A 12683-nucleotide genomic window follows, 5' to 3' on the forward strand; every position below is an offset into this window, starting at 1 on the left:
GCGTCTACCTCGAAAGCATGCGGTCGACCCAGCCGAGAAAGCCGCCCTCGGGGGCTGCATCCTCGAGCGGCAGGGCATCCGTCGCGGTGGCGGCGTCGCGTCGCGGGCGCGGCGGCAAATAGCGGTTGGTCGGGTTGTAGCCAAGCTCCGGCATCAACGCGACGCCGCCGCGTTCCTCCGACAGCTTCGAGATTGCCGAATCCGGATCGCCGAAATCGCCGAAATGGCGCGCGCCGGTGGGACAGGCGGCGACGCAGGCGGGCACGCGATCCTCCTCGGCAAGGTTTTCGTTGTAGATCCGGTCGACGCAGAGCGTGCATTTCTTCATCACGCCGACATCGACGTCGAATTCCCGCGCGCCATAGGGACAGGCCCAGGAACAGAGCTTGCAGCCGATGCACTTGTCCTCGTCCACCAGCACGATGCCATCCGAGGCGCGCTTGTAGGACGCGCCGGTGGGACAGACCGTGACGCAGGCCGGCGTCTCGCAATGCAGGCAGGAGCGGGGGAAGTGGATGGTGGCCCCGCCCTTCGGCGTATCCTGCTCATAGGTGTGGACGCGGTTGAAGAACACCCCGTCCACCTTGTCGGCATAGGGGTTGAGATCGGTCAGCGGGGCCATGTGGCCGCCCGCATTCCATTCCTTGCACGAGGTGACGCAGGCATTGCAGCCGACACAGGTATCGAGGTCAATGGCAAGGCCAAGCTTCCGGTCGGTCTTTTCGGGAAGACAGGTCATTTCGCGCGCTCCCTTGGTTTGTGTGCCGGCTTGAATTCCGCGCCGTAGGTCAGCTTGTCGGGACCGTCGGAAAGGCCCGGCGGCAGTTCCGCCGGCGGTTCCAACGGGGCGGTGTTCCCCTCCTCCCCGGGCGCGCATTTCACAAGCCTGATGCGCAGGTCGAACCATGCCGCCTGCCCGGTCACCGGGTCCGAATTGGAGAACCGGCGGCCCTTGGCATCCGGCGGCAGCAGTTCGGTGATGGCGTGGTTCAGAAGGAAGCCGCGATTTGATTCGCCGGCATTTTCGTGCAGACCCCAGGTCCGCCGCCGCTTGCCGATGGCATTCCAGGTCCACACCGTCTGCGGGTTCACGCCCTCCACCAGCGAAATCTGGCCGCGCACCCGCCCGTGGGGGCTTTCGATCCAGACCCAGTCGTCATCCACGAGGTTCAGGCTGGCGGCGAGATCGCGATGTACGAACAGCTTGTTCTGGTTCATCACCTGCCGCAGCCACGCATTCTGCGAGCCCCAGGAATGGTACATGAACATCGGCCGCTGCGTCAGCGCGTGGATCGGGTAGTCATCCGCCGCAATCAGGCTCTGCTCAAGCGGCTCGGACCAGAACGGCAGCGGGTCGAAATAGGTGGCGACCCGGTTGCGTTCGGCCTCGGGCGGCTGGATCGGGCCATGGCCCTTCGCGGCAAGGCGGAAGCGCTGCAGCGGCTCGGAATAGATCTGGAAGATGATCGGCTCGGCCTTACCGAGAAAACCGAACTGCACCGCCGTCTCCAGATAGGCCTTGTTGGCCATCTTGTAGAACCGTTCCTCCGGCTTGAACTCATGATGCCAGAAGCCGCCATGTTCGATATAGCGCTTGAGCTGGTCCTTGTTCGGCGCGCCCCGGCCGTGCTGGTCGCCATCTTCGCCGCGCCAGCCGGCAAGCGGACCGATGCCGGGGCTGCGCTCGTGATTGACGATGTAATCGGCATAATCGCGATATTTCGCGCTGCCGTCCTCGTTCACGAAGCCGGGAAGCCCGAGCCGGGCACCAAGATCGATCAATACCGACTGGAAGCCGCGCACATCGCGGTCGGGTTCGAGAACCGGGTGGCGGATCGCATCGCCCGGTCCGTCCGCATGGCTGATCGGCCGGTCGAGCAGGCTGATGCAGTCGTGGCGCTCAAGATAGGTCGTGTCCGGCAGCACCAGATCGGCATAGGACACCGTCTCGGAATGATAGGCGTCGGAATAGATGATGAACGGGATCTTGTACTCGCCATTCTCGTCCGTGGCCGTCAGCATCCGCATCGTCTCGGATGTGTTCATCGACGAGTTCCACGCCATGTTCGCCATGTAGAGAAACAGCGTGTCGATCGGATAGGGATCGCCCTCATAAGCGTTGCGGATGACCATATGCATCAGCCCGTGGGCGGAGAACGGCGCCTGCCAGGAATAGGCCTTGTCGATGCGGATCGGGCCGCCCTTCTCATCCACCAGCAGGTCGGCGGGATCGGTGACGAAGCCGAGCGGCGCGCCGCCAAGCGGCGTGTTCGGCTTGCCGCCATCCTTGCCCGCCGGCTTCAGTGGTGGCGGCACCGGCTTCGGATAGGGCGGCTTGTAGCGGAAGCCGCCGGGCACATCCACGGTTCCGAGCAGAACCTGTAGCAGGTGGATGGCGCGACAGGTGTGGAAGCCGTTGGAATGGGCCGAGATGCCGCGCATGGCGTGCATCGAGATCGGACGGCCCTTCATGGTCTTGTGCTCGCGGCCCGCCCAGTCGGTCCAGGCAACGGGGATCTCGATCTCCTCCTCGAAGGCGACCTTGGCGAGTTCCGCCGCGATGCGGCGGATGGTGGCGGCGGGCACGCCGCACTTGTCGGCAACCGCGTCCGGCGCGTAATCCTTCGACAGATAGCGCTCGGCGAGAAGCTGGAAGGCCGGGCTGACGGTGCGGCCCAGCGCCTGAAACGTGCCGGTCAGCGCCGGAGCAATTGTCGGATCGCTGGAAATGGCCGTGGTGCCCTTGTCGCGCTCCCAGCTCAGGATATTGCCGTCGCCATCGCGCAGGAACAGGCCGTCATCGGCGGCCCCCTCGTCGCGGATGACCAACTGGTGCAGATTGGTGTAGCGGATCAGGTAGTCGAGATCGACCTTGCCTGCCCGCAACAGCTCATGCACCAGCGCCAGCACGAACAGCCCATCCGTGCCAGGCCGGATGCCGATCCACTCGTCGGCGATCGCGTTATAGCCGGTGCGACAGGGATTGACGCCGACAACCTTGGCGCCATTGGCCTTGAGCTTTCCGAGACCGATCTTGATCGGGTTGGAATCGTGGTCTTCGGCGACGCCAAACAGCATGAAATATTTCGAGCGCTCCCAGTCGGGCTCGCCGAATTCCCAGAACGCGCCGCCGATGGAATAAAGCCCGGCGGCGGCCATATTGACCGAACAGAAGCCGCCATGAGCGGCGAAGTTCGGCGTGCCGAACTGCGTCGCCCACCAGCCGGTGAGCGATTGCGACTGGTCGCGGCCGGTGAAGAAGGCGAGCTTCTTCGGGTCCGTGGAACGGATGCGGGCGAGGCGCTCGGTGACGATGGAGAGCGCTTCATCCCACTCGATCTCGCGGTATTCGCCCTTGCCGCGCGGCCCGGTGCGCAACAGCGGCTTCCTGAGCCGCGCCGGGCTGTAGTGCTGCATGATGCCGGCGCTGCCCTTGCCGCACAGAACGCCGCGATTGACCGGATGGTCCTTGTTGCCATTGATGTAGCGCACCTTGCCGTCACGGATATGCACGTCGATCCCGCAGCGACAGGCGCACATATAGCAGGTTGTCTTCGCCACATGGTCGCCAATCTTTGGCGAGGTGACGACGCCATCGCCCTCATCCGGGGCGGCACTGTCACGCAGGGCTTGCTGCGACGGAGCGGCGTTCGCGCCGCGATCATTGCGCACCATCTGAGGCTCCTTCAAAGGTGAGGACGGTCGGAAACGATGGGGACGCCGCCGCGGTCAACGAACGACGATCATCAGGAGCGTGAGCGCTCCCAGCAGAGCAACAGAGATGCCGGTGATCAGCACTTCCTGTCGCGGCGCGAGGTGATGCGGCAGTGGACGCAGGCGCAGCAGGCGCGTACGTCTCATCCCGGTCAGGACCATCATGATGGCAAGCGCCATGGCGAAACTGCCACCGAGAATGGAGAGCAGACCCGGCGAACCGCCCTCGCGCAGAAGCAGCAGTCCACCATTGATGGCAACCACCAGCGCGGTGCGCACCCAGGAGAGGTCCGTCCGCTCGGGCTGCAAACCGGGTCGGCCCGGTATCAGGCGTTCGCTCATGGGCCTGTCCTTGTCCGGTCACAGCAGACCTCCGCTGACAAGCGCGGTGATCCCGGCGAGACTGCCGGTCAGGATGATGAGACCGGACAGAAACCAGATGGCATTGCCGCCCGGCAACGGTGCGTCATGGCACATAGCCCGCTGCACGCTGTGCCAGCGCCAGGTTGCGTAAATGATCGCCGCCAGACCGGCGCCTGCCAGCGCGATGCCGAACAACTTGTCGGGGTCGATGCCGGTCAAGGGTTTGGCGAAATGCATCAGCCCCACCGCGCCGGCCAGAAGCGCCAGCGCCGTGCGCACCCAGGCAAGGAAGGTTCGCTCATTGGCGAGCGTGAAACGGTAGTCGGGTTCGTGGCCCTGGGGCGGCAATTGCGGCCCGGTCAAAGCGCTGCCCGCATCCGGGCTTTCGATCCTATGATCGGCCTGAGGTTTGATACCTTCGTGACTGGCGTTGCGCATTGTCGGCTTCCTCATCCGGAATTCCGGTTAACGCATAAGTAGATAACGCCGGCGACCCGGTCCAATAGTGTGATCGGATGCATTCAATCTGGATTCAAGATGGATTGCGGACAGGAGAGCCGGCCCGACGATCATTTAGGGGAAGTGTCACACGCCGAGCCCAAGGCTCAACCTTGCCGTTCGGCCTCCGCGCCATTGATCGCTTCGACAATGCCCAACTGATTCAGGAACGCCGTCACCGCCCGGGTCGGACGGCGGGCGGCAAGCCGCAGGGCGATGAACTGGCGTTCGGGCAATTCGATCGGGACATGGTGCAGCAGGCCCGCCTCCAGGCTGGGCGCCGCGACCGAAGCCGACATCGCCGCCGCCCCGAGCCCGGCTTCGGCGGCCGCGCGCACCGCTTCGTTCGACGGCAGTTCCATCGCGATGCGGAAACCCGCCACATCCGCGCCCATGGCAAGGGCTGCGTGTTCGAAGGCGGAGCGCGTGCCCGACCCGGTCTCGCGCCGCACCCAGTCGCTTTCAGACATTTTTGCGGGATCGAGCCGCTTCAGTCCCGCCCAGGGATGGTCGGGCGCGACAACGACGATCAGCCGGTCGGCGGCGACGGGGTGACAGACAAGTTGCGGATGCGCGACCTCGTCCTCGACGAAGCCGAGCTCCACGGCCCCCGTCAGCACCGCATCGGCGACCTGCTGGGTGTTCTCGATCTTCATGCGCAGGTTGATGCCGGGATGGGCGCGGCGGAAGGCGGCAAGCCGCGCCGGCAGCCAGTAGCTCGCGATCGTCTGGCTCGCCTCGACCAGCAGCGTCCCGCGCAAAAACGTGCTGAACTCGCTCAGCGCCAGTTCGGCGCGCTCCACCTGCCCGAGGATCGCGCTCGCTTCGGCAAGCAGCGCCCGGCCGGCCTCGGACAACTCGATCCGCCGCCCGACGCGGTAGAAAAGCTGCACGTCGTAGCGCGCCTCGAGCTGGGCGATCGCATGGCTGGCGGCGGACTGGGCGATGTTGAGCGCCTGCGCGGCCTGCGTGACATGCTGCCGCTCGGCCACTTCGACAAAGATGCGCAATTGCTCGAAGGTCATCGCGGCTCCCCGCCTGAGCAGAAAGTCGTTTCCTTCCCGCAACTTGGCTTTTGTTTTTCTGGCACTATAGCTGCGGGACATGGGATAGGCAAACGGCGCAAAACGTCGTGAAATCGCGCAGGCGTGGGCCGTCTTGCTTTCGGATCGGGCAAGCCATAAGACAGGCCGATGGGCTCTTTTTCCACGGCGACAATTCGAGCGTGGGCCCCTCAACCCGCTGCCCTGAAAGGAAACCTCATGCTGAAAGGGATTGACCCGCTTCTCGGACCCGACCTGTTGCACGTGCTCGCCATGATGGGCCATGGCGACGAGATCGTGATCGTGGACGCCAATTTCCCCGCTGCCTCCGTTGGCGAGCAGACCGTCTATGGCTCGGCGCTTTCGATCGGCTGCGACGCGCTTCAGGCTCTGTCGGCGATCACGTCCTTGCTGCCGCTCGATGAGTTCGAGCCCGACCCCGTCCTCACCATGCAGATGGTTGGCGAACCCGAAACCGTGCCGCCGGTGATCGCTGAGGCCATGCCGACGCTCGACGCCCTCGGCCACAAGCCGGTCGGGCTGGAACGGTTCGCCTTCTACGAGCGCGCCAAGGAGGCGTTTGCCGTGGTCCAGTCCAGCGAAATGCGGCCCTACGGCAATTTCATCCTGCGCAAGGGCGTGATCTTCGCCTGACCGCCGGCGCGGCACAAGCGCCGCTCGACGGCGCAATCTTCATGATGGTTGCGAAGCGTCGGGTTGCCGAAGCCACACACCGCTTCAACCTGAAGGGCTTTGACGAATCCATGTCTCTTTCGCGGGACCCATCCCCGTTGCGCCCGGAATCGGATAGTCGTTTGGCGAGGGTTCCCGCGGCACGAGGCTTGGCACTATTCCCTCCGCGCTCAGCCGTTCGAGCTGTTGCCACAGCAGCGTGCGTACCGCGCGCACCGCGGCGGAGTTCGGGCGATCCGTGCTGGTGATGACGAACATCTGCCTGGTGAGCGGCAGGTCGGGGATCTGCCGGATGAAGAGCTTGCCCTCGCGCACGCCCTCCAGCATGCCCGCCCGCGGCATGATGGTATAGGCATAGCCGCAGGCAAGCAGCTTGCGCAGCAGCGAGGAACTGTCCTGCCGGGTGCGCAGGTTCAGATGCAGGCCGCGGTCGAAGGCGACCTGGTCGATGGTCCTGTGAGTGAGATGCCCCTGTGACGGCAGCACCAGCGGCGCGCGGCAGGCCTCGGCAAACGAGATCGGCCCCGGCTGATCGAGCGGCGTGCCGATGCCGCCGGCAAAGATCATCTCGTCGATATAGGCGAGTTCCGCCTTGACGTTGGACATGGATTTCGCCCCCGGCACGATGCCGACATCGACCTGCCCTTCCCGGATCAGTTGGGCGGCCGGATAGCTCATAGCGCGGCGCACCGTGATCTTCACGTCGGGAAACAGCGCCTCCGCGCGCATCATCAGTTCCGGAGCCAGAAGGTTGGCGATGGCGGCGGCGATCACCACCGACACCTCGCCCGCCGGCACCTGACTGGCATGCTTCACGTCGAGCCTGGCCTGTTCCAGGTCCGACGAGATTTTCTTGGCGTATTTCAGGAACATCTCGCCCGCCGGGGTCAGTTCCATGCCCGTCGTGCGGCGATGAAACAGCGTCGCCCCCAGTTGATGTTCGAGATTGGCGACAAGCTGGCTCAGCGCCGGCTGCGCGATGCCCAGACTGCCCGCCGCCTTCGACAGCGATCCGGCCTGGGCGATCTCGATAAAGGTGTTCAGATTTTTGAGTTTCATGCGGTGGTATAATAAAAACCTTATACCCGGTGGTCAATCTTTGAGTTACTCAAGCCTCCGAAACTCCCGTAAAGGTAGCGGCAAAACAACGCCAAATTAAGCTGGCGCGGGAGGGAAACATGAAAAAGGCAGAGCTGGTTTCCGGCTTGGTGCTTCTGGCATTCGGTATTTTATTATGGCTTGTCCTGATCCCCTGGCAAATCGCCGAGGCGCCGACGGCGATCATATCGCCGCGCATGATGCCGCTTCTCTGCGCGGCCATTCTGGTGATCTTGAGCCTGGTGCTGATCGGCCAGTCACTGCTGGCTCTGCGCCAGCTACGCGATGACAGCGGACCAATTTTCACACGGGGTGAAGTCGTCGCCACGCTCGGCGTCGTCGTCCTCTTCGCTGTCGCCACGCTGCTCTTCATCTACACCGGACCGCTGCTGCCCGGGCTGATGATCATCATCCTGCCGATGCTGGCCTTGGGCGAGCGGCGGATCGCCATGCTCACCCTGCTGCCGGCCGGTCTCATGGGCGGCGCGTGGCTGCTGTTCTACGTCGTACTGGGGACGAGCTTCCAATGATCGATGCATTCTTCACTCCGCTCGCGGCCGGCTTCGCGTCGATCGCCAATTTCTGGACGCTGTTCTACGTCTTCATCGGCGTGGCCGTGGGATATGCCGTGGGCGCCATCCCCGGTCTTGGGAAGGGCACCGCCACTGCCGTGCTGATCCCGGTGACCTTCTATCTGGAACCCGTTGCCGCCATCGGCCTCTTGATCGGCATCGCCAAGGGTTCGACCGCCGGCAGCGCAATCTCCGCCATTCTCATGAATACCCCCGGCGAGCCGTCCTCGGCGGCCACCGCCTTCGACGGCTATCCGCTGGCGCAGCAGGGCAAGGCCGGCAAGGCGCTGAAGATGGGGCTCTACGCCTCGGTGATCGGCGACCTGATCTCGACCCTCTGCCTTATCGCGCTGGCCGCGCCGCTCGCCCAGTTCGCGCTCGAGATCGGGCCGGTCGAGCAATTCGCCATCCTGCTGTTCTCGCTGACCTTCATCGGCGCGCTTGCCGGCAATTCTCTGGTCAAGGGCCTGATTTCCGGCACGCTCGGCCTCCTGGTCGCCACGGTGGGGATGGAGGTAGAAACCGCCGTGCCCCGTTTCACCTTCGGTCGGCTGGAACTGTTCGACGGCCTGTCGCTGATCCCCGTCGCCATCGGCATGATGGCGGTGTCGGAAATGATCCTGCAGATGGCCAACCACCGCGCGCTGGATCGCCAGGTGGCCGAAATCCGCGTCTCGTCCGATCCGGACGATAGCCGGGTGACCGGTCAGGACTGGCGCCGCTGCCTGCCCGTGATCCTGCGCGGCACCGGGATCGGCGTTTTCGTCGGCATCCTGCCGGGCCTCGGCGCCAGCGTCGCCTCGTTCATGTCCTACGGCGCGACCGCGCGCATGTCGAAGACCCCGGAACGCTTCGGCAAGGGCGCGATCGAAGGCGTCGCCGCTTCCGAGAGCGCGGATAATGCGGTGGTGCCCTCCAGCTTCGTGCCGCTGTTCGCGCTCGGCATCCCCGGCTCCGTGATCGCGGCGATCCTGATTTCCGCCTTCGTCATCCACGGGATCACGCCTGGTCCGCTGATGTTCGTCGAGGACGCGGAGATCGTCCAGGCCCTCTACGCGGCGATGATCGTGGCAAGCTTCGCCCTGCTGGCGATCGGCATCATCGGCCAGTCATTCTTCGCCTGGGTGATCCGCTCGCCGATGCGGGTGATTGCGCCGGCGGTCCTGTTCTTCTGCATGATCGGAGCGTTCATGCAGGGCGGCGGACTGTTCGGCATCGGGGTGATGCTGGTCTTCGCGGTGTTCGGCGTGCTGGCGAAGAAACTCGACTTTTCCTTCGTCACCTTCCTGATCGGCTTCGTCATCGGACCGTCGCTGGAACTGACCCTGCGCCAGACGATCCCGCTGCTCGACCGGGACGTCACCAACCTTGTGCAGCATCCAATCGCGGCCGTGTTCATCGGCCTGACCGTCGCGCTCATCGCGATCCTGGCGCTGGCCGAAATCCGGCGCCGCACTCGGGCGGCCCTCGCCATATCCGCAGGGACCGCCGCATTCAATGAAACCGGGAGGAACTCATGACCATACTGAAGAAACTCGCCGCCGCCGCGGTCACCGCGGCGACACTTGTCGCGGGCGCGGCATTGGCGGAAGACTATCCGACGAAAGCGATCACCGCGCTGATCGGCTATGAGGCCGGCGGCGGCACCGATACGATCGGCCGGGTGCTGTTCGAGGAGATGAAGGAGACCCTTGGCCAGCAGATCATCGTGGTCAACGTGCCGGGGGCGGCCAGCAGCGTCGCGGCGCTGAAGCTGAAGATGGCGAAGCCGGACGGCTACACCCTGATGCTCTCGCCTTCAACCGCCGTTGCCACCAACCAGATCTGGAACCCGGCCGCAGACTACGAAGTCGACGACTTCACCATGATCGGCTCGATCGCGGCCTATCAGCCGGCCTTCGCCGCGCCGATGGATCGCCCCTACGACACGTTCGACGAGTTCGTCGCCTTCGCCAAGGAAAATCCCGGCGCCAAGGTCGCAACGATCACGCCGGCCTCGAAAGTGCAGATGGAGCTGGTCGCAAAGCAGGAAGGGCTGGAGCTGAACTTCGTGCCGGTCAAGGGCGGCGCTGGCATGATCAGCGGTCTGCTCGGCGGCGATTTCGACATCGCCTATAGCGGCGGCGCGCACCAGAAATATCCCGACAAGATCAAGACCATCGCCTCGACCGGCGAGGAACGCCTGGTGGCGAGCCCCGACATCAAGACGATGAATGAATATGGCTACATGTCGAGCTACGGCTCGAAGCTGGTTCTGGTCGGCCCGGCCGGCATGCCGGAAGACGTGGTCGCCACGCTCGAGAAGGCCCTGCTGGAGGCCGGCCGCACCGAAAGCGTCCGCCAGGTTATGGCCAATCTCGACTTCCCGCCCGTCGAGAAGGGATCGGCCGAGCTTATGGAAGAGGTCAAGGCGGCCCACCAGGCCGAGCTCAAGCTCAAGGAAGCCGTCGAGGCGCCCAACTGATCACCATGCCCGGGGCGCGATGGTCGCGTCCCGGAATTTTCGGGAGTACTATCCGTGTTCGAGCCCCTCAAAGGCCTCCGCGTCATCGACACCAGCCATGTTCTTGCCGGCCCCTATGCCGGCTATCAGCTGGCCCTGCTGGGGGCCGACGTCATCAAGATCGAAGTGCCCGGCATCGGCGACTGGACCCGCAAGGGCGGCCAGTTGCCCGAACTGAACGAAGCCGGCATGGGACTGTCCTACATGTCCCAGAATGCCGCCAAGCGCTCGCTCGCCCTCGATATCAAGACCCCGGAGGGACGCGACATCCTCAAGCGCCTGACGGCGAACGCCGACGTGTTCATCGAGAACATGCGCCCGGGAACCATGGTCCGCAACGGGCTCGGTTATGAGGATATGAAGGCGATCAAACCAGACCTGATCTATTGCTCGATCTCGGCCTTCGGCCAGGATGGACCCTACAGCCGGCGCGGCGCCTATGACCATGTCATTCAGGGCATGTGCGGGATCATGGGCACCACCGGAACCCGGGAAAGCGGACCGACCAAGGTCGGCGCGCCCTATGTCGATTTCGCCACCGGGCTCAACGCGGCCTATGCCATTTCCGCGGCGCTGCATCAAAGGCGCGCAACCGGCGAAGGCGTGCATCTCGACGTCGCCATGCTCGACACCTCGATGATGCTGATGGCCTCGCTGCTGACCAGCCACCTCAGCTCCGGCTGGAAGCCCGAGCCCGCGGGCAACGAGGCCTGGAGCCGAAGCCCGACCTCCGGCTGCTTCCAGACCGCCGACGGTCTGTTGATGGTGGCGGCAAACAATATCCGCCAGATCATCCCGCTGCTCGAAACGCTCGGCCTGACCGAGCTTGCGGCAAAGACGCGACGCGACCCGGCGGCGATGAGGGACGACCCGAACGGGCTGCGCCCCACCCTTGAGGCCGCCCTTCTCGCCCGGTCGGCCAGCGCATGGGAGGAAGACCTCAACGCCGTCGGCGTGCCCGCCGGAAGGGTGCGCAATCTCGCCGAAATGCTGGCCGAGGAACACGCCGCCGCCCGCCAGCTCACCACGCCGATAGAGGCAGTGCCCGGCACCACCGTCCATGTCCCGACGGCGGGCTTCAAGGCCAACGGCGCCGCGATCGCCCCCACGACCCCAGCCCCGCGCCTTGGCGAGCACTCGCGCGAAGTGCTGGGCGAGCTTGGTTTGTCGGAGGACGAGATCGACGCCCTTGTGTCCGACAACATCGTGGGGACAACCGATGGGGCTGGCGACCGGACATCCGCATCCGCCGGCGCCGCTTTTGCGCGGCTTTGAGGACTACGCCCTTTGATTGTCGCCGCGGCCAAGGCCGCGGCGCTTCCCTTAGAAAAACGCCTGCAGGCCTGTCTGGGCGCGGCCCAGGATCAGGGCATGCACATCATGGGTGCCTTCATAGGTATTGACGGTTTCGAGGTTGACCATGTGGCGGAAGACCTGGAATTCCTCCGAGATGCCGTTGCCGCCATGCATGTCGCGGGCATTGCGGGCGATATCCAGCGCCTTGCCGCAATTGTTGCGCTTGATCAGCGAAATCATCTCCGGCGCGGCATCGCCCTGTTCCAGCAGCCGGCCGACCCGGAGTGCCGCCTGCAGGCCGAGCGCGATCTCGGTCTGCATGTCCGCCAGCTTCTTCTGGAAGAGCTGGGTCTGGGCGAGCGGCCTGCCGAACTGCTTGCGGTCGAGACCGTATCGCCGCGCGGCGTGCCAGCAGAACTCGGCCGCCCCGATCACGCCCCACGCAATGCCATAGCGGGCGCGATTGAGGCAGCCGAACGGACCCTTGAGCCCCTCGACATTGGGCAGCAGCGCCTCCTCGCCGACCTCGACGCCATCCATGACGATTTCGCCGGTGACGGAGGCGCGCAGGCTGAGCTTGCCGCCGATCTTGGGCGCGCTGAGGCCCTTCATGCCTTTCTCCAGCACGAAGCCGCGGATCTTGCCGCCATGAGCCTCCGACTTTGCCCAGACAACGAAGACATCGGCGATCGGCGCATTGGAAATCCACATCTTCGCGCCGTTCAGCACATAGCCGCCGTCCGTCTTGCGCGCCGTGGTCTTCATGCCGCCGGGATCCGACCCGGCATCGGGCTCGGTCAGCCCGAAACAGCCGATCCATTCGCCGGAGGCAAGTTTGGGCAGATATCTGTTGCGCTGCTCTTCCGACCCGTAAGCGTGGATCGGATACATGACCAGCGAGGA

At 64.7% G+C, this 12683-nt stretch carries 12 protein-coding genes; 5 read left to right on the forward strand and 7 right to left on the reverse strand.

The window, feature by feature from the left end; all coding sequences use genetic code 11:
• Positions 1-4 precede the first annotated feature (4 nt).
• The 5 genes from B4E36_RS00325 to B4E36_RS00345 form a co-directional block, all read right to left on the reverse strand.
• Positions 5-739: a 4Fe-4S dicluster domain-containing protein gene (locus B4E36_RS00325; protein WP_230718628.1), complete on the reverse strand. Its 735-nt coding sequence runs from the start codon at positions 737-739 to the stop codon at positions 5-7.
• Positions 736-3675 carry a molybdopterin oxidoreductase family protein gene (locus tag B4E36_RS00330; RefSeq protein WP_292059545.1) on the reverse strand — a complete coding sequence of 980 codons (2940 nt, stop codon included), beginning with the start codon at positions 3673-3675 and terminating at the stop codon, positions 736-738. The genes B4E36_RS00325 and B4E36_RS00330 overlap by 4 nt, the downstream gene beginning before the upstream one ends.
• 54 nt (positions 3676-3729) lie before the next feature.
• A complete protein-coding gene (locus tag B4E36_RS00335) occupies positions 3730-4056 on the reverse strand; it encodes a DUF202 domain-containing protein (protein WP_292059547.1) in 327 nt (108 codons plus the stop codon).
• An 18-nt stretch (positions 4057-4074) separates the two neighbouring features.
• Complete coding sequence (locus B4E36_RS00340) at positions 4075-4530, reverse strand: YidH family protein (RefSeq protein ID WP_292059549.1); 456 nt, start codon at positions 4528-4530, stop codon at positions 4075-4077.
• Positions 4531-4682: 152 nt separating this feature from the next.
• Positions 4683-5600, reverse strand: a complete 918-nt coding sequence (locus B4E36_RS00345; RefSeq protein WP_292059552.1) for a LysR substrate-binding domain-containing protein — start codon at positions 5598-5600, stop codon at positions 4683-4685.
• A gap of 237 nt (positions 5601-5837) precedes the next feature.
• On the opposite strand from B4E36_RS00345, the gene B4E36_RS00350 reads away from it, so the two are divergent.
• Positions 5838-6272, forward strand: coding sequence for an RbsD/FucU family protein (locus tag B4E36_RS00350; RefSeq protein ID WP_292059553.1), 435 nt, complete (start codon positions 5838-5840; stop codon positions 6270-6272).
• Positions 6273-6356: 84 nt separating this feature from the next.
• Here the strand turns inward: B4E36_RS00350 and B4E36_RS00355 are convergent, their stop codons facing one another.
• On the reverse strand, positions 6357-7370 hold the full coding sequence (locus B4E36_RS00355; RefSeq protein WP_292059555.1) for a LysR family transcriptional regulator: 1014 nt from the start codon (positions 7368-7370) through the stop codon (positions 6357-6359).
• A gap of 119 nt (positions 7371-7489) precedes the next feature.
• Between B4E36_RS00355 and B4E36_RS00360 the strand changes: the two genes are divergently transcribed.
• Genes B4E36_RS00360 through B4E36_RS00375 form a run of 4 tightly spaced genes read left to right on the forward strand, consistent with a single transcriptional unit; the run spans position 7490 to position 11759 of the window.
• Complete coding sequence (locus B4E36_RS00360) at positions 7490-7939, forward strand: tripartite tricarboxylate transporter TctB family protein (protein WP_292059557.1); 450 nt, start codon at positions 7490-7492, stop codon at positions 7937-7939.
• The gene (locus B4E36_RS00365) at positions 7936-9501 is read left to right on the forward strand and encodes a tripartite tricarboxylate transporter permease (RefSeq protein WP_292059559.1); all 1566 of its coding nucleotides are present in this window, start codon (positions 7936-7938) and stop codon (positions 9499-9501) included. Before B4E36_RS00360 ends, B4E36_RS00365 begins: the two co-directional genes overlap by 4 nt.
• The gene (locus tag B4E36_RS00370) at positions 9498-10445 is read left to right on the forward strand and encodes a tripartite tricarboxylate transporter substrate binding protein (protein WP_292059561.1); all 948 of its coding nucleotides are present in this window, start codon (positions 9498-9500) and stop codon (positions 10443-10445) included. Before B4E36_RS00365 ends, B4E36_RS00370 begins: the two co-directional genes overlap by 4 nt.
• A gap of 54 nt (positions 10446-10499) precedes the next feature.
• A complete protein-coding gene (locus B4E36_RS00375) occupies positions 10500-11759 on the forward strand; it encodes a CaiB/BaiF CoA transferase family protein (RefSeq protein WP_292059563.1) in 1260 nt (419 codons plus the stop codon).
• A gap of 48 nt (positions 11760-11807) precedes the next feature.
• On the opposite strand, the gene B4E36_RS00380 is transcribed toward B4E36_RS00375, so the two are convergent.
• On the reverse strand, positions 11808-12683 hold an 876-nt coding region (locus tag B4E36_RS00380; protein ID WP_345899842.1), incomplete at its 5' end, for an acyl-CoA dehydrogenase family protein.

This window comes from Martelella sp. UBA3392, from assembly GCF_002358775.1.
Lineage (GTDB): Bacteria > Pseudomonadota > Alphaproteobacteria > Rhizobiales > Rhizobiaceae > Martelella > Martelella mediterranea.

Bases quoted from the DNA above. Each gene is read 5' to 3' on its own strand.
- B4E36_RS00325 (WP_230718628.1), bottom strand. From the start codon at position 739: ATGACCTGTCTTCCCGAAAAGACCGACCGGAAGCTTGGCCTTGCCATT.
- B4E36_RS00330 (WP_292059545.1), bottom strand. From the start codon at position 3,675: ATGGTGCGCAATGATCGCGGCGCGAACGCCGCTCCGTCGCAGCAAGCC.
- B4E36_RS00335 (WP_292059547.1), bottom strand. From the start codon at position 4,056: ATGAGCGAACGCCTGATACCGGGCCGACCCGGTTTGCAGCCCGAGCGG.
- B4E36_RS00340 (WP_292059549.1), bottom strand. From the start codon at position 4,530: ATGAGGAAGCCGACAATGCGCAACGCCAGTCACGAAGGTATCAAACCT.
- B4E36_RS00345 (WP_292059552.1), bottom strand. From the start codon at position 5,600: ATGACCTTCGAGCAATTGCGCATCTTTGTCGAAGTGGCCGAGCGGCAG.
- B4E36_RS00350 (WP_292059553.1), top strand. From the start codon at position 5,838: ATGCTGAAAGGGATTGACCCGCTTCTCGGACCCGACCTGTTGCACGTG.
- B4E36_RS00355 (WP_292059555.1), bottom strand. From the start codon at position 7,370: ATGAAACTCAAAAATCTGAACACCTTTATCGAGATCGCCCAGGCCGGA.
- B4E36_RS00360 (WP_292059557.1), top strand. From the start codon at position 7,490: ATGAAAAAGGCAGAGCTGGTTTCCGGCTTGGTGCTTCTGGCATTCGGT.
- B4E36_RS00365 (WP_292059559.1), top strand. From the start codon at position 7,936: ATGATCGATGCATTCTTCACTCCGCTCGCGGCCGGCTTCGCGTCGATC.
- B4E36_RS00370 (WP_292059561.1), top strand. From the start codon at position 9,498: ATGACCATACTGAAGAAACTCGCCGCCGCCGCGGTCACCGCGGCGACA.